This window comes from Lysinibacillus composti (assembly GCF_016908465.1).
Taxonomy (GTDB): domain Bacteria; phylum Bacillota; class Bacilli; order Bacillales_A; family Planococcaceae; genus Ureibacillus; species Ureibacillus composti_A.
Map to the genome: position 1 here is coordinate 1 of NZ_JAFBDY010000014.1, position 20,458 is coordinate 20,458.

The window sequence follows — 20,458 nt, forward strand, 5'->3', positions numbered from 1 at the left end:
TCACACCCGTTCCCATACCGAACACGGAAGTTAAGCTCTTTAGCGCCGATGGTAGTTGGGGGCTTCCCCCTGTGAGAGTAGGACATCGCTAGGCTCAAAAAGTCATTACTGATTAAAATCGGTAGTGGCTTTTTTATTATTGATTTCTAACCTACGCAAGAAAGTAAAACTCCAAATTAATAGAACTAGCAAACTATTAAACTCAACCAATCAATTTGTATTACATTCCCATGTAACATTTATAGTAACTCAGAAAAAGAGTAATAATTAAAATAAAGAACAAGAGAAACAGATGGTAAGAAGATAAAAGGTTCTAACTTGTCTAGAATATTTTGAAATGTTGGAAATATACTACGCAAAACTTAAAAAAGCTAAAAAGTGTAAGAATATTATATAAATATATTTCCGAATAGTTAGAATAAAATTAAAATAGTTATTGACTTAAATATAAAAGTTTATTAATCTATGAAAAGACTAATTTAAATAGTTAGATAAATCTAACAATTCTGCGTAAGAAAACTAGAAGTTGTATTACATAAACCGGAAATTACCGCTTAAGGGAGTGTGGGTACTTAAACTAGAAAGTGGCTAGCCCTTATGCAAGTATAATTTTATCTTAGTTCGGAAAACAGAGGTTATAAAGGTTGAGCAGCCGGCTTAAAGAGACCCATAAAAAACTAGCACGTCATACATAAGCTACCTTTATCATGGTTAGATTGCTTGACCTTAGCTTTTTGAAATCCTCGTCGAAATCAAGTGGATAGACATAAACTAGGTGAACACAACAGAGTAATGTTTTAATAATTATCTGAAATTTCAAACAACAATGCTAGGTGATTAATTGTCTGGCAGTCCTAACATATTAATTATCGATGTTAGCCTAGTAAAAGTGAATGTAGATCGAATATCGATTGCAGATACAATTGGAATAGCTATACCAAAAGCAAAATTGCCTATGACTTACTTTTAAAAGTAATAAATATACGGGAGATACTCCTGTCACAGTTCAATTACATAATACAAGGGGATTAGGGTTTGTAAATTCATATAATACGTATGAAGAAGGTGTAACTATTTTTAGAGTGTAAGAATGAGAAAATAGAAAGAAAAAGGAGAATAAGTGATGAAGAAGATTTGGAACTTAATTATGGTATTAACTATTGCTACAATTCTTGCAGCTTGTGGTGGTGGAGAGAATGAAGAATCAACAACAACGAGTGGAGAAGCTAGTGGAGACTCTTATGAAAAGGCAACAATTCGCTTAGCTTATAATTTACCAGCAGAACACCATATTTCAAAAGGTATTGAAGAATTTGCAAAACAAGTAACAGAACGTTCAGGTGGACAAGTTGAAGTAGTAGTATATCCTTCTGGTCAGTTGTTAAGTGATAAAGATATGAACCAATCAATTCTAACTGGTGGTGTAGAAATAGGATTAAACTCAGCTACACTTTGGTCATCGACAGTTCCTGAATTAGGTGCTTTAGATTTACCATATATTTTTACTGACTACAACCAAGCTGGTGAAGCTTTAGCTGGGGAATTCGGTGATATTTTACGTCAAGCAATGGAAGCAAAAGGGGCAAAAGTACTTCTATTTGGCGATTATGGTTTCTCACAATTTGCCAATAGCGTACGTCCATTAAAAACTCCTGATGACTTTAAAGGTTTAAAGTTCCGTAGTTTCGGAGATATTCCATCAGTATTAATCGAAGCTTATGGTGGTGCACCAACGTTTATGGGTAGTGGTGAAGTTTATACTGCATTACAACGTGGTACTGTTGATGGTGCTACATCTGGTACAACTGCGATGCTTCAGCGTAACTACAATGAGGTTACAAAATATTTAACAATTAACAATTATGCATCTTTACAATTCCCATTAGTAATGAATAAAGCGTACTGGGATAAACTACCAGAAAAAACTCAAACTTTAATTGAAGAAGTAGCATCAGAACAAGAACAATGGATTCGTGAACAAGCTAAAATTGAAGACGAACGAACTGCTAAAGAACTTGAGGAAAAAGGTATGGAAGTTTATGTAGTTCCTGAAGAAGAATTAGTTGAATGGAAAGAAAAAGCACAACCAGTAATTGACCAATTCATTGAAAACAATGGTGAACAAGGTCAGAAATTATTAGATTTAGTGCAATAACATTCAATCGTGAACAGAAGGGGAATCCCTTTCTGTTCCGTTTCATTTAAAGGAGGAGAGATTTAATGTCAGCATTATATAAGGCTGTTGACGGATTAATCAAATTTGCTGGGATAATCTCTGGAATATTAATTATTCTTACAACTATTATGACCTGTTATGAAGTTGTTTCTAGATCATTTTTTGATAAGCCAACTTCTTGGGCAACTGAATTATCTGTTTATGCGGTTATTGCTAGCTGTTTCTTAGGTAGTGCATATGCAATTCGTACATATTCTCATATTACAGTCGACTTAATTATTAATTTAGTATCATATAAAGGAAAAGTAGTTTTAGGTTATTTAACAAGTTTATTAGGATTATTATTTACATCTATTTTTACATTTTATAGCCTTCATCATGTGATGAATACATATGAAATTGGTACAACTTCTGCTTCGTTATTACGGATTCCTATGTATATTCCTGAAATGGCTTTACCAATTGGTGGATTTTTAATGTCCTTAGCATTTATTTTGCAAATTATTGACGGAAAAGCGCATCAGGGAGGGGACCATTTATGAAATTATTCTTTACAGGTGGTTTAATCGCGCTTTTACTTCTAGGTTTACCTGTGGCGTTTGCCTTAGGGTTATTAGCTGTTGGGGGAATGTTCTTTTTTAATGGAGGAACACTTGCCTTTCCACAAATCCCAATTATCTCATATAAAACATTAGATGACTTTACTTTAACAGCTCTACCAATGTACGTACTTATGAGCCAAGTTCTTGTAATATCAGGTGTAGGTAGAGATTTATATGAAATGGCAAGTCGATGGTTTAGACATTTGCCAGGTGGTTTATCAATTGCAACAGTATTTTGTTGTGCTATATTTTCTGCAATTTCAGGTTCTAGTGTTGTAACAGCTGTAACCGTTGGGATGGTTGCTATTCCTGAAATGACAAAACGTGGTTATGATAAAACACAAGTATTAGGATTACTTGCAGCAGGGGGGACATTAGGTATCTTAATTCCTCCAAGTGTTCCGATGATAGTTTATGGATCGGTAACTGGAGAATCTGTCGGGAAGTTATTCATTGCTGGTATTGTACCGGGACTTCTATTAATGCTTATTTTTATGGTTTATGCTGCATGGAAAACTCGTCATATAAAAGAGGCGCCTGCAACTTGGGCTGAGCGTATGGAGGCCTCTAAAAAAGCGATTTGGGGATTACTCTTACCAATTCTTATAATTGGTGGAATCTATACGGGAATTTTCACACCAACAGAGGCTGCAGCTGTTGGGGTATTCCTAAGCTTCCTCATTGCTTGGTTAGTCTATAAAAGTATCAATAAAGAAACGATTAAAGATATGTTACTATCAACAGTTAAGACAAATGCAATGATCTTAATGATTATGGTTGGAGCTATGTTATTAGGTTTTGTAATGACAATATTGCAAATTCCACAGGATATTACAAATTGGGCAACTTCTTTTGATGTTTCAAGATGGATAATCTTTGCGTTAATCATAATTGTCCTATTAATTTTAGGTATGTTCCTAGAAACAATATCAATCTTAGTAATTACTGTTCCAATTTTATATCCAATTATTACTGCTTTAGGATTTGACCCGATTTGGTTTGCGATTATTTTAGTTATAACACTTGAATTAGCGTTAATTACGCCACCAGTTGGCTTGAATCTATTTGTATTAAAAGGAATAGATAAATCTTCAACGATTAGTCAGATTGTAAAGGGTTCTTACCCATATGCAATTATTATGTTGTTATTAATTGTAGTTCTATCGTTCTTCCCAGAATTAGCAATTGGCTTAATTGGTGAAGTAGAGTAAAAAAAGAAGGCTACTCAACAATTCAGATGAATGTTGAGTAGCTAAATTTTTATCTTAGAAAAGAATAAGTATAAACCCCAAAAATTGTGATTGTATAAAATAATAGTGGTCAAAGTTGGAATAAATTAATTGTTTTGACAATTTTCGCTTGCATACATGATAATTTTTGCTATAATAATCAATGTACTTAACAACGTTCCGAAGTAGCTCAGTGGTAGAGCAACCGGCTGTTAACCGGTTGGTCGTAGGTTCGAGTCCTACCTTCGGAGCCATTTTTTTTTTTTTTTGAAAAAATGATCTATAATCCAATGAAAAAAAGTAAAAAAGTGTTGCACTGTATTATTAATGATGTTAATATAGTAAATGTCTTGTTTGAGACGGCCAACTACATAGGCCCGTTGGTCAAGTGGTTAAGACACCGCCCTTTCACGGCGGTAACACGGGTTCGAATCCCGTACGGGTCACCAAAATTTATTAAGCTTATAAATACACTTTCTAAAATGGAGGATTAGCTCAGCTGGGAGAGCACCTGCCTTACAAGCAGGGGGTCGGCGGTTCGAGCCCGTCATCCTCCACCAAAAGTGTTAAGCTGGAGGGGTAGCGAAGTGGCTAAACGCGGCGGACTGTAAATCCGCTCCTTCGGGTTCGGCGGTTCGAATCCGTCCCCCTCCACCATTTTACTAATGGGGTATAGCCAAGCGGTAAGGCAACGGATTTTGATTCCGTCATGCCCAGGTTCGAATCCTGGTACCCCAGCCATTAAAATTATAAATGGTAAAGCTCAACAGGTTGATCAAATACATACTTTAATCCAATCCTTTACTCAATAGAGTGAAGGATTTTTATTTATTCAAATTTGAGATTGTAGATTAAATTAAAACTGTATAAGCCTCTGCGATAACCCATTCATAAAACAATGAACAATCGATAGCATGTTATTAAGGTGTGTTGTATTTAAAATTAAACAAAAATCTAAAAACCTGCTTAGTTGTGCAATATGCGTCTCACACTATAAAATAAAGGAACAATAAGGGGAAGATAGATGGGAAATGAAAGAGTATCAATTAGTGGGGTTCCTTCAAATAATGGTCAACATAGACGAAATCCTAGATGAAGGCGATATTTTAGTCGAGTGTGAATGAATAATCAAAATGAGTTTAAACGGCAGATGCTGCAGTTACGTTAATCTGCACTTTTTTTGGTGAAAACTTACTGTAGGTAAAATAATGCAAAAGGCTCATGATAAATGGATTAATTTGCTAAATTAGCCTTTATTACGAACTGCTGAATTTTGTTATAATAAATTTTAAATGAAACTTTTTTTTCAGTTTATCGTAAGTAGTAGTGAGCCAAAGAAGGTGGAGAGGAAACACAATGGATGCGTTAGTGAACAAAAGAATAAAACAAGTGCTTAAAGGTGATCAAAACGCATTTACAGATATCGTGAGCCTCTACCAGCACAAGCTGTATCAAATTTGTTATCGTATGTTAGGAAACAAACAGGAAGCTGAGGATATTGCACAGGAAGCATTTGTACGTGCCTATATTAATCTTCATTCTTTTGATCAAAAAAGGAAATTTTCCACTTGGTTATATCGAATTGGAACTAATTTATGTATTGATCGTATAAGAAAGAAAAAGCCAGATTATTATCTAGACGCACAAATTGCAGGTACAGATGGATTGGATATGTATTCACATATTGCAGCAGACGAAAAATTGCCTGAAGAAACTGTCGAGCAAATGGAGCTCCAAGATCGCATACAATATGAAATAAGCAGATTACCTGATAAATACAGATCGGTGATTGTATTAAAATATATTGAAGAATTATCGCTACAGGAAATTAGCGAAATATTAGATATGCCTTTAGGCACTGTCAAAACTAGAATTCATAGAGGGCGCGAAGCTCTACGTAAGCAATTAAACAATTTGTAATGTAGGAGGGAAAAGCATGAGTACGTGTCCAGAATATATTGTTGACTATATGCACGAATACTTAGATGGCGATATTAGTCGTGAACATGAACAGCAATTGAAAAAACATTTACAAATGTGCTCTGATTGCCAACAACATATGCATCAACTCAGTGACACAATTGCTTTTGTAAAGAGCGCATCGCATATTTCTGCACCTCCACATTTCGAAAATGAGGTAATGAATCGTCTGCCAAAAAGAGTACACGGTGTAGGTGTACAAAAGTGGATTAGAAGACACCCTCTTTTCATTGCAGCTGCAGTATTCTTTTTATTTATGAGTGTAACGTTACTAGGTAACTATCCAAATGATAATCAGTTTTCTGTAACCAAACAACCAAATTTAGTAGTTGAAGGAGAAACGGTTATTGTTCCCGCAGGTGAAGTTGTAAAAGGCGATATCGTTGTAAAAAATGGTGATATTGTTATTGAAGGTGAAGTGGATGGAAATGTAACAGTCATTAATGGAGAATATATGGCCTCTACAGCTGTTGTAACAGGGCAAATTGAAGAGGTTGATGAAGTTTTTGAATGGATTTGGTATGAGATGAAATCGATGGCCAATGACTTTATGTCACTATTCGACTCGGGAGAAAAAAATAATGAGTAAAAATAATTAAATCAATATAAAAATTTAATTAGGTTGGACTACAAAATTGCCATTGTATTATATATTATAAATTTACTACCATTTATACGAACATATACGTGGATGAAATTGCGTAAAAAGAATAAAGTAAACGAAATAGGGGCTGTGACTACGGCTAATGTCACAGCTCCTATTTCGTGAGGAAAGCATTATTTGGTTATATTGTGATATACTGTCTATAACCATATTCAACTTCTTAAGGACATTAATAGACAATTGACATGTTCTTCTGTCTGTCTCAATTTTTATTTCCAGATGTATTAAAGCCTCCTAATGTAGTGAGAGCCAAAAGTATGTCACATTTATGTGACAACAAGCTAACAGACATGTAATACAGTGTCTGAATTGGCTTACATTCATACATATTATGGCCAAAATTACGCGGAGGCGTGGTTGATTTATGATTAGCTAGGAAAAGTGGGGGATGCCACATGCAAATTATTGAGCAATTTATAGACTTAACTCCTGTAAGTGTTGTTTTTAGCTTTTTAGATGTACTTCTCGTTTGGTACGTTATATATAAACTTCTAACCCTCATTAAAGGAACAAAAGCTGTTCAATTGTTAAAAGGGCTATTCTTTATTGTTATAGCAAGAATTGTTACGGAAATATTTGCCCTTGATACGCTAGGATGGTTGCTTCAGGAGGTAATTGATTGGGGATTCCTCGCAATTATTATTATCTTTACACCTGAAATCCGGCGTGCCTTAGAGCAAATAGGGAGAGGGAAGATATTTCAAAGGGCAACTAATCAGCTAGAAGATGAGCAATCACGCCTTATTGAAGCAATGAAGAAGGCAGTCAGTTATATGGCTAAACGTCGAATTGGTGCGCTAATCTCTATTGAGAAAGAAACAGGTCTCAATGAATATATTGAAACCGGTATCAAATTAGATGCGGATATTACCTCTGAACTGTTAATTAATATTTTTATCCCAAATACCCCGTTACATGACGGTGCAGTTATCATGAAAAAGGATAAAATTACTGCTGCCGCATGTTATTTACCTCTATCTGAAAGTCCGTTTATTTCAAAAGAGTTAGGTACACGTCATAGAGCCGCCCTGGGATTAAGCGAAGTAACAGACGCGATTACAATTGTTGTGTCAGAAGAAACAGGTGCAGTAAGCTTAACGAGAAATGGTAACTTATACAGGAATCTTTCTATTGAGGAATTTGAAGAACAATTACGTAAAATGTGGTTTGGGCCCGATCAAGATTCGGAAGTAGCCTCTAAGTGGACTTGGAGGGGGAAAAAGAATGGATAAACTATTTGATAGTTATTGGGTATTGAGAGTTACGGCTCTTGTCTTAGCAATATTGCTTTTCTTATATGTAAAAGCGGAGTTAAACGATAATGACCAAAATAATACAACGTCAAATACCGATGTGGACATTATTACTGATGTTGAACTAGAGGTATATTATGACGATGAGAATCTAATTGTATCAGGGTTGCCAAAAACGGTAGATGTGACAATTGAAGGTCCGAAACCAATTGTTTTACAAACAAAACTAGCAAAGGATTTTAAAGTATTTGTAGACTTAAATTCATTGCTAATTGGTGAACATCAAGTCACAATTGATTATGAAAATCTGTCGGATAAACTCGATGTATCCATCGAACCAAAGACCGTAGATGTTGTTATAGAGGAGAAAGTAACGGCTGAAATGCGTGTAGAACCGGAAATGAATAACCGCTTAATACATGAGGGTTATGAATTAAACGGTATGATAGCTGATCCCGGTACTGTTTTTATAACTGGAGCTAAAAGTGTCATCGAGAGTATCAGCTATGTAAAAGCAACCGTAACAGGTGAACCTGGGATCAAAGCTCCTTTTGAACAGAATGCTAACGTAAAAGTTCTAGATAGTAATTTAAACAAGCTTGATGTCGTCATAGAGCCGGAAAGTGTAAAAGTGAAAGTTGATGTTTACGAATATAAACGTGAAATTCCAATTGTCATTAAACAAAAAGGAAGTCCACCAAAGGGCGTAACCATTAGGCGCTTAACCCCTGAAAGTAACCGGATTACAGTGTATGGACCAAAATCTATTATTGACGCATTTGCAGAATTAGTCGTAGAATTTGACGTATCGGAAATTGAAGAATCTGGAGCTTACAAGGTTGACCTTAGTTTACCAAATGGAGCAACAAGACTTTCATCTAAAACAATCGATATCCAGGTAGATCTCAAACGTGTGGTTCCAGAAGTTAAACCAGAAGAAACACCAACAACATCACCTAATAATACGAATAATACGGGTGGTGCAGATACAGGAACAACAGAGACTGAAACAGAAACAGATGTAAATGTGGAAGATAATACAAATGAACAACCATTACAATAATAATAATCAAGTCATCAAAACTAGAAATTACAGTATATAAATGTCATTAATGAAGCATGGAATGTCTAGCATTGAAGGAGAGAAAAGGAATGGGAAAATATTTCGGAACTGACGGCGTCCGTGGAGTCGCTAATAGTGAATTGACGCCAGAGTTTGCATTTAAACTTGGACGAGTTGGTGGATATGTTTTAACGAAGAATGCAAAAGATCGTCCAAAAGTAATTATTGGGCGAGATACTCGAATCTCAGGTCACATGTTAGAAGGTGCTTTAGTGGCTGGCCTTTTATCAATCGGAGTAGAAGTTATGCGATTAGGTGTAATTAGTACACCAGGAGTAGCGTATTTAACACGTGTTATGAATGCTGATGCGGGTGTTATGATTTCAGCATCTCATAATCCAGTAGCAGATAACGGTATTAAATTCTTTGGTCCAGACGGTTTTAAACTTACTGATGCACAAGAAAATGAAATTGAGCAATATATTGACTCGGAAGAAGATACAATACCGAGACCTACCGGCAAGGATTTAGGATCTGTTAGTGATTACTTTGAAGGTGGACAAAAATATATATCTTATCTAAAACAAACAGTAGACGAGGATTTCGTAGATATTCATGTTGCGCTTGATTGTGCACATGGAGCAACCTCCTCATTAGCAACACATTTATTTGCTGACTTAGAGGCAGATATTTCGTCTATGGGATCATCACCAGATGGTTTAAATATTAACGAAGGTGTTGGATCAACACATCCAGAAAAACTTGCAGCATATGTACTTGAGCGCGGTGCTGATATAGGACTAGCTTTCGATGGTGACGGGGATCGCTTAATCGCCGTTGATGAAAATGGCAAAATCGTGGATGGAGATCAAATTATGTTTATTATTGGAAAATATTTAAACAGTGTTGGTCGTCTAAAGAAAAATACCATTGTTTCGACTGTGATGAGTAATATGGGATTCTATAAAGCTTTAGAACAAAACGGAATGACAAGTGTAAAAACAGCTGTAGGTGATCGTTACGTTGTAGAAGAGATGCGTAAAAATGATTATAACGTAGGTGGAGAACAATCAGGTCATATTGTATTCCTTGATTACAATACTACAGGTGATGGTTTATTAACGGCTATTCAATTAGTGAATATAATGAAAGTAACTGATAAACGATTATCTGAGCTTGCATCTGAAATGAAAGTATTCCCACAACGTTTGGTAAATGTACGTGTTACGGATAAACATGCAGTAACTAATAACGAAAAAGTGGCTGCGGTCATCGAAGAGGTTGAATCTGAAATGGGTAATGATGGCCGAGTATTGGTTCGTTCTTCTGGTACAGAACCATTAGTCCGTGTCATGGTAGAGGCAGCTACTGAAGAAGAATGTGAAAACTATGTTAATCGAATTGCAAACATAGTACGTGAAGAAATGGGCTTAGCAGAATAAGATCATGTAAAACCAGTTTGACAATGAACTTTTCCTCATTGTGAACTGGTTTTTTGTTTAGCACGAAATATATTCGGAAATAGTATTAGGTGTACAGTGAAAAAAGGAGTGAACATGATGGCAAAAATAGCAACTTTAATAACAGACAAATTTGAGGATATTGAATTTACAAGTCCGAAAGAAGCACTTGAAGCTGCAGGTCATACAGTTGTAACGATTGATAAAGAAGGAAATAAATCGATTAGAGGAAAACAAGGAGAAGTAAGAGTTGAGATCGATTTTGGTATTTCAGATGTAAATCCAGAAGAGTTCGATGCGCTATTTATTCCGGGTGGATTCTCGCCAGATTTACTGCGTGATGATGACCGAGTTGTGGCATTTGCAAAATCATTTATGAAAGAAATGAAGCCTGTTTTTGCTATTTGCCATGGACCACAGCTGTTAATTACAGCTAGATCTTTAGAGGGCCGTGACATTACAGGATATAAATCAATCCAAGTAGATTTAGAAAATGCGGGCGCGAAATTCCGTGATGAAGAAGTAGTTGTTTGTCAGAATCAACTAGTTACAAGTAGAACTCCTCAGGATCTTCCTGCTTTTAATCGTGAAATTGTTAATGTGCTAAAGGAAAAGGAAGTATAAGTTGTTTCCACCAGGCTAATTACCTGGTGGAAATTTTTATCCTAGCAAATAGAGGAACGTACCTTAGTAAAGAATCTAATCTATATGAAAAAATCTGTTTACTATTACGCAAAGGTGTACATAATTAAATATTTATTACAATATTAGTTCTATATATACAAGTGATTGACGAGAGTTTGCATATTATGTATGATGAAAATGCTTGGTGTTTGAATATAAGAAAATATTACCAACACCAATCAAGCGAGCGCATATAAGGAGGAATAATTAGCGCTATAGAAATTACTAGGAAAACAATGAAAGCGCCTGAGCTAAGGAAATAGGACGGAAAATTAATCCTTAGTTGACGAGGTGGAGGATTATCGATATTTCGGCGGATGCCTCCCGGTCGAATGCCCGATCGTTATTTTCGTTTTAAAACATAAAAGTGATTTTATGGACAGGAAAACGAAAAAGGCAAATAATAACTTGAGCAATATTGAACTGCAAAGGTTTTGATGTAAAAGTGGTTTTAATCAGAATTCCACCGCAAAATAACCATTTGTAGTTTTTTAAATACTCTTATTAACGAAGTTTTGTTATTGCTCATCATCGGAGGATAAATAATATGTGTGGTATCGTAGGATATAATGGCGAATTAGATTCGAAAGAGATTTTATTAAAAGGTCTAGAAAAATTAGAATACCGTGGCTATGATTCAGCTGGTATTGCTCTGCACAATGCAGAAGGTATTACAGTCTTTAAAGAAAAAGGTCGTATTGCTGACTTAAGAACAGCCGTAAATGACGATGTAATTGCGCATATCGGAATTGGCCATACTCGATGGGCTACACATGGTGTTCCTAATAAATTAAATGCGCATCCTCATAAAAGTGCATCTGGCCGATTTACTTTAGTTCATAACGGGGTAATTGAAAACTATCACTTACTACAAAAAGCTTATTTAAAAGGTATCCAAATGCAATCAGATACAGATACAGAGGTAATCGTACAACTTGTTGAATTATTCGCTAATGAAGGGCTAACTACTGTTGATGCATTCCGCAAAACGTTATCTTTATTACACGGTTCATATGCGTTAGCTTTATTAGACAGTGAAGATGAAAACACAATTTACGTTGCGAAAAATAAATCACCATTACTTGTAGGTGTTGGTGACGGGTTTAACGTTGTTGCTTCTGATGCTATGGCAATGTTACAAGTTACAGATCAATTCATTGAACTTCGTGATAAAGAAGTAGTATTAGTTCACAAAGATCGTGTTGAAATTTCGACATTAGATGGTCGTCAAATTGAGCGTAAACCATTCAAAGCAGAATTAGATATGAGTGATATTGAAAAAGGAACATATCCTCACTACATGCTTAAAGAAATGGATGAGCAGCCAGCTGTTGTCCGTAAAATTATTCAAGCTTATGAAAATGAAAACGGAGATTTAGCAATTGACCAAGATATTTTAGATGCAATTTCTAATGCTGACCGTTTATATATTATTGCTGCAGGAACTAGCTACCATGCTGGTTTACTTGGAAAGCAATACTTTGAAAAATTAGCTGGGATTCCTGTTGAAGTTCATATTTCAAGTGAGTTCGGCTACAATATGCCTTTATTATCAGAGAAACCTTTATTTATTTTCATTACGCAATCAGGAGAAACTGCAGATAGCCGCCAAGTATTAGTGAAAATTAAAGAACAAGGTTATCCAGCATTAACGATTACAAATGTTCCGGGTTCAACTTTATCACGTGAAGCGGATTATACTTTATTATTACATGCAGGTCCTGAAATTGCTGTAGCTTCAACAAAGGCTTATGTTGCACAATTAGCGGTATTGGCAGTTGCAGCGTATGTAAAAGGGAAATCTGAAGGTAAAAATATTGATTTTGATTTAAAAACAGAATTAGCAATTGCTGCGAATGGTATTCAATCAATGATTGATTTAAAAGATGAATTAGAGCAAATTGCAGAAGATTATTTAAAAATTGCTCGTAATGCATTCTTTATTGGACGTAATGCTGACTTCTACGTAAGTTTAGAAGGTGCTCTTAAATTAAAAGAAATTTCATATATCCAAGCTGAAGGTTTTGCTGGTGGCGAATTAAAGCATGGAACAATTGCTTTAATTGAAGATGGCACACCTGTATTTGCCCTTGTAACACAAGAGCAAGTTGCTTTAAATATCCGTGGTAATGTAAAAGAAGTAGTAGCGCGCGGAGCAAATGCATGTATTATTTCGATGGAAGGACTTGAGGAAGAAGGCGACCGTCTAATCATCCCAAAAGTACATCCAATATTAACACCGCTAGTTTCAGTAATTCCATTACAATTAATTAGCTATTACGCAGCACTTCACCGTCGCTGTGATGTCGATAAACCACGTAACTTAGCTAAATCTGTAACGGTTGAATAATGTTTAATAATAAAAAGACAATAATTTATTACTCTTAAAGATCCAGGACCGAGAATGTACTAATGTACGTTTCTCGGTTCTTTTTTGTATCTAAATTTAATATTCGCATTTAGCACAGAAGCAGGTAAATCATTAATAGTATGTAAATCAAATTTTAACTTGATGAAGGTCATTGTTGCAAATATGCATCAATGATTTTTTCTTTTAGCTTAGTGGTGAAGTCAAATTATTACCCTCCTTTTTTGATGTAACTTTTTGTAAGTTGAAATTTTGAGCTCAAATCATAAGATTATACACAAATAATGACTCACTTTTTTAATGGAGCTTTTTTATAATAGACGTGTAGGAAAGGACGAAAGGAGGATATAAAGAAAAATAAGTAATAAGTAAAAAGTAGCTAAATAATCTCTTGTTTCATTAAATTTCTATAGTGTAATAATTCTTATCTAATTTAATTCTTAATATTTACGTCTAAAAAATGCATTACTAAGGTTTTAAAGAAAAAGTAGAATGTACAGTTAATATAGGAGGACTAAAAATGGAAAATGGTTATAAAGGCACAAACAAAATGATTATTGGTATTGTGTTCGGTGTTATTACGTTCTGGTTATTTGCTCAATCAATGGTTAATGTTGTTCCGGATGTACAAGCAGATTTAGGCGTATCCATCGGAACACTAAACATAGCAATTAGTTTAGCTGCCTTATTCTCAGGTCTATTTATCGTTGCAGCAGGTGGTCTTGCAGATAAAGTTGGGCGCAAAAAAATAGCGGTTATTGGTTTTATTTTAAGTATTATTGGTTCACTTTGTTTAGTATTTGCTCAAGGTGCAATGTTATTAGTTATTGGACGTATTATTCAAGGGATTTCCGCGGCGTTCATTATGCCATCAACAATTGCTTTGATGAAAGCGTATTTTGAAGGTGCAGATCGCCAACGTGCATTAAGTTTCTGGTCAATCGGTTCTTGGGGTGGTTCAGGGTTCGCTTCATTTGCAGGTGGGGCCATTGCAACATCATTAGGTTGGAGATGGATTTTCATTTTCTCAATTGTCTTTGCAATCGTTGGATTATTCTTACTGAAAGATACACCAGAAAGTAAACAAGAATCATCTGGTAAGTTCCAATTTGACTATGCTGGCTTAGGAATCTTTATTGTTACAATGTTAGCATTAAACTTATTTATTAACTACGGTGCGGATTGGGGTTGGACAAGTGTTAATACACTAATCGCTCTAGCGGTTGCAGTGATTGGTTTAATTGTGTTCATTAAAGTTGAAAAAAGTAAAAAGGTTGCTTTAGTTGATTTTGCAGTATTTAAAAACAAAGCATACACAGGTGCGACAATTTCTAACTTCTTACTTAACGCGATTGCTGGTGCGTTAATTGTTACAAATACTTATGTACAACAAGGTAGAGGCTTCACTTCTCTACAATCAGGTATTTTATCATTAGGTTATTTATTTGTTGTATTAGCAATGATTCGTGTTGGTGAAAAAATCCTACAAAAAGTCGGAGCTAAGAAGCCTATGGTTTGGGGCGGAATCATTACAACAGTTGGTGTTGCTATGATGGCTTTAACATTCTTACCAGGGTTTACTTATACTGTTGTTGTATTTATCGGATTTGCTTTATATGGACTAGGTTTAGGACTTTATGCAACACCTTCTACAGATACATCTGTATCAAATGCACCTTCAGACAAAGTAGGTCAAGCAGCGGGAGTTTATAAAATGGCAAGTTCATTAGGTGGAGCATTTGGTGTTGCAATTTCAGCAACAGCCTATGGTGCAGTAGCAGCAAGTGGAGATTATCACACTGCAGGTTTAGTAGGGTTAATTGTTAATATCATCTTCGGTGTTCTGTCAGTTGTATCGGTAATGTTCCTTGTTCCTAATAATGCGGGTAAAACAGCAGCAACATCTAAAAAAGTAAGTAAAAAACTAGCAATGGGTGCAAAATAAAAAGCAGGAATGCGTATTGGTTAATTAAATAATCTAATACGCATTCTAAATAAAATTAATCGCATTATCATTTTCATAATCATATTGAATAAAGGACGTGCATTCTTTTGAAAACAAAATTAATGGAAATGCTTGAATCTCGTAAAGACGAAATGATTGAAATTCGCAGACATCTACATGAAAATCCAGAGATCTCTTTTAAAGAAGAAAAAACAGCAAAGTATATTCTTGACTTTTATAACGGAAAAGACGTTGAAGTGCAGTCAAATGTAGGGAATGGATATGGAATCGTTGTGACAATTAAGGGCGGGAAACCTGGGAAAAATATTGGTCTCCGAGCTGATTTCGATGCACTTCCGATTAATGAGGAAGCTGATGTTCCTTTTAAATCAAAAAATGAGGGTGTCATGCATGCATGTGGTCATGATGGTCATACGGCATACTTACTTGTGTTAGCAGATTGTTTGATTCAATTAAAAGACGAAATACCTGGTACCATTAAAATCATTCACCAACATGCAGAAGAGGTACCACCAGGTGGAGCGAAAAGTATCGTAGAATCAGGTGTTCTTGATGATCTAGATAATGTTTTTGGTATACACCTTTTACCAATAGGACCATCTGGATTTGTCGGTTATAATTCAGGTTTTGCTTTTAATGGTCGAGCATATTTAAAATTAAAAATTCAAGGTAGAGGTGGGCATGGCTCTTCTCCGCATTTAGCGAATGATGCAATCGTGGCAGGTGCTCATTTTGTTACAGCAGTTCAAACGGTAATTAGCCGTCGCTTAAGTCCATTTGATATTGGAGTTATTACAATTGGATCGTTTGATGGAAAAGGAACATTTAATGTTATTAAAGATAGTGTTGAACTTGAAGGCGACATTCGATACATGACACTAGAAACAAAAGCAAGAATTGAAGAAGAAGTAAGAAGACTTGTAAAAGGTTTAGAAGTGGAATTTGATGTTACTTGTGAATTAACGTATGAAAATGACTATCCACCATTGTATAACAATCCAGAATTAACAGAAAAAGTTGCTGAATTTTTAAGAAATGCAAATGATGATGCGATTACAGAAGTTAAGGAAATTCCACCAATGTCACCATCTGAAGATTTTGCCTATTATGCTGAGAAGTTCCCTTCAACTTTCTTCTACATTGGTTGTACACCAAAAGGAGTGGAAAAACCTTATTTCAATCATCATCCTAAATTTGATATAGATGAAGATGCTCTTCTAGTTGCTGCAAAAGCAGTAGGCCATGTTGTTTGTGGTTATTATGAATTAGACTAAGATTTAAATGAACTGATAAAAGTAGTCATCTCTCCAAGCTTGTAAATGGGGAGATGACTTTTTTTTGAAAAACAAACGTTTATTTATAAGAAGGTTCTGCATGGGAGAAAGTAAATTTTATATATATTACATTATAAAAAATTCATTTTTGTAGAAAACTCAAGACAAAATGATTGACGAATTATAAGTAAACTTGTAGGATTTTAATTACTTAACTGATGAGTCAGTCAGGAGGTGTGACGTTGCAAGCACAAGATCGCAGGCAGGAAAGAAAACGGCAATTATTACAAATCGCATTAGAACTTTTTGCAACCAGAGGATATGAGAATACAAAAGTTTCTGATATCGTGGCGAAAGCTGGTGTTTCCCAAGGTACATTCTATTGGTACTTTGAAAGTAAGGAAGCAATTTGCTTAGAGATGCTAGAAGAAGGTCAGCAAAAAATATTAGAAGCAATTAATATTGGATATCGTGTTACAAAAGTTGATGTTCAGGAATCATTAAGATCATCTGCAAGTATTTTTGAACATATTTTTAAATTTGCTGAAGAAAACCCATTTTTAATGCTAATTATTTTAAAGGGAATTCATTCCCAGACGGATTTACAAGCAAAAGTCAATACGATTAAAGCGAATATGGAAGCTGCTTTTGAGAACAATATAACTAGAGCGAAAGAATTAAATATGGTCGCTGAAAAAGTAGATCCCGCTATGCAAGCTGTTTTTATCATGAGTCTTCTTGAAGGTGTTTTATCAAGATGGCTATTTAATACAACATCTTCAACCAATGTTTTGCAACAAAAATCACTACAACAAATTATTGAGGAAACAGTACACTTTGAATTCTTCGGGATATTCGGTGTATAAACAGGAGGGAAAAACATCATGAAAAAAGCAAAATGGTTAATGACACTTGTAGCCGTTTCGTCACTTGCATTAGCTGCATGTGGCAACAATACTACGAAAGAAACGGAAGACAAAGAGTTAAATGCCCTTGAACAGATACAACAAGAAGGAAAAATGACTGTGGGTATTATGGGAACGTACGCTCCATATAACTTCTTAAATGAAAATAAAGAATACGATGGGTTTGACGTGGATATAGCGAAAGAATTAGCAGAACGTATAGACGTTGAAGCAGAATTTGTAGCACAAGATTTCTCAGGACTAATACCAGGTTTGCAAAAAGATAAATTCGATATTTTAGTCAGCCAAGTAACCATTACAGAAGAACGACAAAAACAAATAGACTTTACAGAACCTTATATTACAAACCAAGTAAAAGTAATTGTGAAAGAAGACAATTCGGATATTCAATCGGTAAAGGACTTCCCTGGAAAAACAATCGGGGTTGGTTTAGGTACTAATGATGAAACGTATTTACGTACAGAATTAATGCCAGAAGTTGGTGACTTTAAGATTAATACGTACGATGATGTGATTACAACATTAAAAGACCTAGATGCAGGACGAATTGATGCCACTATTAACAATAGTTATGCATTAAAACCAATCATTGAGGAAAATGGTTATGCGGTAAAAGCGGTTGGTGAAGCAATTAAATCTGACAAAGCAGCTGTTGCAGTTAAAAAAGGGAACACAGAACTTGTAAATGCTTTAAATACGGCACTTGAAGAAATGAAAGCCGACGGAACGTATGAAGAAATCTTTGTGAAATGGTTTGACGAAGCGCCACCAGCAGAGTAAGAAAGTAGGATAGGCCAGATGGATATTGTTATTGATAATCTCCCTTTCTTATTGAAAGGAGCATACTATACATTACTGATTACAGTGGTGTCGATGTTTTTTGGTTTAATCATTGGCTTACTAACTGCGATTGCTCGAATTAAGGGCAATCGCTTTCTGCGTATGATTGCCAGAGTATACGTGTCTATTATTCGCGGAACACCACCACTAGTCCAAATTGTCATTGTTTATTACGGTTTAGTAGACTATGGCATAGAATTAGGACCATTAACGGCTGCATACATTGCGCTGAGTGTTAATATTGGGGCTTATGTTTCGGAAGCTTTCCGTGGTGCAATTCAATCTGTACCAAAAGGACAGACTGAAGCAGCTATAGCGACCGGTATGACAGAACGTCAGGCTATGCGTCGTATTGTTATTCCTCAAGCAATCCGTTACGCCATTCCGCCATTAGGAAATACATTTGTTGGTATGTTAAAGGAAACGTCACTTGTATCGGTTATTGCAGTAACGGAATTAATGCGTTCAGCTCAATTATTAGTATCGCAATACTATGTGTACATGCCTTTTTATTTAGCCATTGCTGTAATGTACTGGATTATGAGTACAGTGTTTACTATGATATTGCACCAAATTGAAAAACGGTTGTCCGTTTACTAAGGGGGACGACGAATATGATTAACATCCAACAACTACAAAAAAGCTTTGGCGAATTGGAAGTATTAAAAAATATTTCTCTCTCAATTCCAGATCATCAAGTTGTTGCAGTAATCGGTCCAAGTGGTTCGGGAAAGAGTACATTTTTAAGATGCCTTAATGGACTAGAAACGATCACAGGTGGAACGATTACAGTAAACGGCCATGAGATTAGCATGAAAGCGCCAAGAAAAATATTACAAAGGGAAATCCATGCAATACGTCAAGAAACGGGTATGGTATTCCAACAATTTAATTTATATCCGCATAAATCTGTTGTGGAAAATGTGATGGAGGCTTTAATTGTCGTAAAAAAAATGGAAAGAGGAGCGGCACATAAAATTGCGTCTGACTTGCTTTCTAAAGTAGGTCTTGCTGAAAAGGAAGATGCTTATCCGTCTCAATTATCAGGTGGTCAACAACAGCGTGTTGCGATTGCGAGAGCACTTGCGATGGAACCAAAGTTAATGCTATTTGATGAACCTACATCTGCTTTAGACCCTGAGTTAGTGGGTGAAGTATTAAAAGTAATGAAGAATTTAGCAGAGGATGGCATGACGATGGTCATTGTCACACATGAAATGAACTTTGCAAAAGACGTGGCAGACCGGATTTTATTTATGGCGGATGGTGTAATTGTTGAAGATGCTGAACCAATTTCATTTTTCGAAAACCCACAAACTGAAAGAGCACAGAAATTTTTAAGACAAGTTTCTGAATTTTAGTTTTTACGTATTATGAGCGAATTGAAAAGAAGAAGGGAATTGAATCGATATGCAAATTAAAGCAAAATGGCAAGGTGGCCGTGCTTTTGAAGCTGTTGGACCTACTGGACATCCAATGCTGATGGATGCAACAGCTAACTATGGTGGAGAAGGTAATGCCGCAACACCAACAGAAATGCTACTAGCCGCACTAGCGGGGTGTATAGGGATCGATGTGACGATGATATTAAAACCGCACTTAGATGATATTGAAAACATAGAAATAACAGTAGATGGTGAACGTCGCGAAGAAATGCCAACTGCCTTTACAGCTGCAACCCTAACATTTACAGTAGATGGCAATATTACACCTAAAAAAGTATGGCGTGCAATTAACTTAGGTGAAGAAAAATATTGTGCGGTTTCCGCATCATTAAAAGCAGAAATAACGTATAAATTAATCTTAAACGGTGAAGAAATCACTACAGACCAAATATAAAATTAAGCGATTGAAAGAGGATTTTTATTCCCTTTCAATCGTTTTTTTGCAATAAAGGGAGCTCTTAATAAAAAACTCCACTAATAATTCCTTTAATTGGTGTATAGTATTGATATCGATTCTATTCTGACAGA

At 35.5% G+C, this 20,458-nt stretch carries 17 protein-coding genes, 5 tRNA genes and 1 rRNA gene; all 23 read left to right on the forward strand.

The window, feature by feature from the left end; all coding sequences use genetic code 11:
* Positions 1-94: ribosomal RNA gene (rrf, locus tag JOD29_RS13745) — 5S ribosomal RNA — on the forward strand; the annotation flags it as partial.
* 1,029 nt (positions 95-1,123) lie between these two features.
* Positions 1,124-2,155: a TRAP transporter substrate-binding protein gene (locus JOD29_RS13750; protein ID WP_124765769.1), complete on the forward strand. Its 1,032-nt coding sequence runs from the start codon at positions 1,124-1,126 to the stop codon at positions 2,153-2,155.
* 65 nt (positions 2,156-2,220) lie between these two features.
* On the forward strand, positions 2,221-2,718 hold the full coding sequence (locus tag JOD29_RS13755; protein ID WP_124765771.1) for a TRAP transporter small permease: 498 nt from the start codon (positions 2,221-2,223) through the stop codon (positions 2,716-2,718).
* Positions 2,715-3,989, forward strand: coding sequence for a TRAP transporter large permease (locus JOD29_RS13760; protein WP_124765773.1), 1,275 nt, complete (start codon positions 2,715-2,717; stop codon positions 3,987-3,989). Before JOD29_RS13755 ends, JOD29_RS13760 begins: the two co-directional genes overlap by 4 nt.
* A 197-nt stretch (positions 3,990-4,186) precedes the next feature.
* Positions 4,187-4,261, forward strand: a tRNA-Asn gene (locus JOD29_RS13765).
* Between the two features lie 120 nt (positions 4,262-4,381).
* A tRNA-Glu gene (locus tag JOD29_RS13770) sits at positions 4,382-4,456 on the forward strand.
* A gap of 35 nt (positions 4,457-4,491) precedes the next feature.
* Positions 4,492-4,567: transfer RNA gene (locus JOD29_RS13775), tRNA-Val, on the forward strand.
* Positions 4,568-4,580: 13 nt separating this feature from the next.
* Positions 4,581-4,664: transfer RNA gene (locus tag JOD29_RS13780), tRNA-Tyr, on the forward strand.
* Positions 4,665-4,673: 9 nt separating this feature from the next.
* A tRNA-Gln gene (locus JOD29_RS13785) sits at positions 4,674-4,748 on the forward strand.
* Positions 4,749-5,363: 615 nt separating this feature from the next.
* Positions 5,364-5,927 (forward strand): RNA polymerase sigma factor SigW, encoded by a 564-nt coding sequence (gene sigW / locus JOD29_RS13790; protein WP_124765775.1) that lies wholly within the window; start codon positions 5,364-5,366, stop codon positions 5,925-5,927.
* A gap of 16 nt (positions 5,928-5,943) precedes the next feature.
* Positions 5,944-6,576, forward strand: a complete 633-nt coding sequence (locus JOD29_RS13795) for an anti-sigma factor family protein (RefSeq protein WP_124765777.1) — start codon at positions 5,944-5,946, stop codon at positions 6,574-6,576.
* Between the two features lie 470 nt (positions 6,577-7,046).
* Positions 7,047-7,883 (forward strand): diadenylate cyclase CdaA, encoded by an 837-nt coding sequence (gene cdaA / locus JOD29_RS13800; protein ID WP_124765779.1) that lies wholly within the window; start codon positions 7,047-7,049, stop codon positions 7,881-7,883.
* Positions 7,876-8,967 carry a CdaR family protein gene (locus JOD29_RS13805; protein ID WP_124765781.1) on the forward strand — a complete coding sequence of 364 codons (1,092 nt, stop codon included), beginning with the start codon at positions 7,876-7,878 and terminating at the stop codon, positions 8,965-8,967. The genes cdaA and JOD29_RS13805 overlap by 8 nt, the downstream gene beginning before the upstream one ends.
* An 89-nt stretch (positions 8,968-9,056) precedes the next feature.
* On the forward strand, positions 9,057-10,409 hold the full coding sequence (glmM, locus tag JOD29_RS13810; RefSeq protein WP_124765783.1) for a phosphoglucosamine mutase: 1,353 nt from the start codon (positions 9,057-9,059) through the stop codon (positions 10,407-10,409).
* 117 nt (positions 10,410-10,526) lie between these two features.
* On the forward strand, positions 10,527-11,051 hold the full coding sequence (locus tag JOD29_RS13815; RefSeq protein WP_124765785.1) for a type 1 glutamine amidotransferase domain-containing protein: 525 nt from the start codon (positions 10,527-10,529) through the stop codon (positions 11,049-11,051).
* 607 nt (positions 11,052-11,658) lie between these two features.
* Positions 11,659-13,461, forward strand: coding sequence for a glutamine--fructose-6-phosphate transaminase (isomerizing) (gene glmS / locus JOD29_RS13820; RefSeq protein ID WP_124765787.1), 1,803 nt, complete (start codon positions 11,659-11,661; stop codon positions 13,459-13,461).
* Positions 13,462-13,999: 538 nt separating this feature from the next.
* Positions 14,000-15,424, forward strand: coding sequence for an MFS transporter (locus JOD29_RS13825; protein WP_124765789.1), 1,425 nt, complete (start codon positions 14,000-14,002; stop codon positions 15,422-15,424).
* Between the two features lie 107 nt (positions 15,425-15,531).
* Positions 15,532-16,719: an amidohydrolase gene (locus tag JOD29_RS13830; protein WP_124765791.1), complete on the forward strand. Its 1,188-nt coding sequence runs from the start codon at positions 15,532-15,534 to the stop codon at positions 16,717-16,719.
* A 242-nt stretch (positions 16,720-16,961) separates the two neighbouring features.
* Entirely contained in the window at positions 16,962-17,585 is a 624-nt protein-coding gene (locus JOD29_RS13835; protein ID WP_158610575.1) for a TetR/AcrR family transcriptional regulator, read from the forward strand.
* Between the two features lie 18 nt (positions 17,586-17,603).
* Entirely contained in the window at positions 17,604-18,425 is an 822-nt protein-coding gene (locus JOD29_RS13840; RefSeq protein WP_124765795.1) for a substrate-binding periplasmic protein, read from the forward strand.
* Between the two features lie 18 nt (positions 18,426-18,443).
* Positions 18,444-19,085 carry an amino acid ABC transporter permease gene (locus JOD29_RS13845; RefSeq protein WP_124765797.1) on the forward strand — a complete coding sequence of 214 codons (642 nt, stop codon included), beginning with the start codon at positions 18,444-18,446 and terminating at the stop codon, positions 19,083-19,085.
* Between the two features lie 14 nt (positions 19,086-19,099).
* Positions 19,100-19,846, forward strand: a complete 747-nt coding sequence (locus JOD29_RS13850) for an amino acid ABC transporter ATP-binding protein (protein WP_124765799.1) — start codon at positions 19,100-19,102, stop codon at positions 19,844-19,846.
* A 49-nt stretch (positions 19,847-19,895) separates the two neighbouring features.
* Complete coding sequence (locus JOD29_RS13855) at positions 19,896-20,324, forward strand: OsmC family protein (protein WP_124765801.1); 429 nt, start codon at positions 19,896-19,898, stop codon at positions 20,322-20,324.
* The last annotated feature ends 134 nt before the right edge of the window (positions 20,325-20,458 follow it).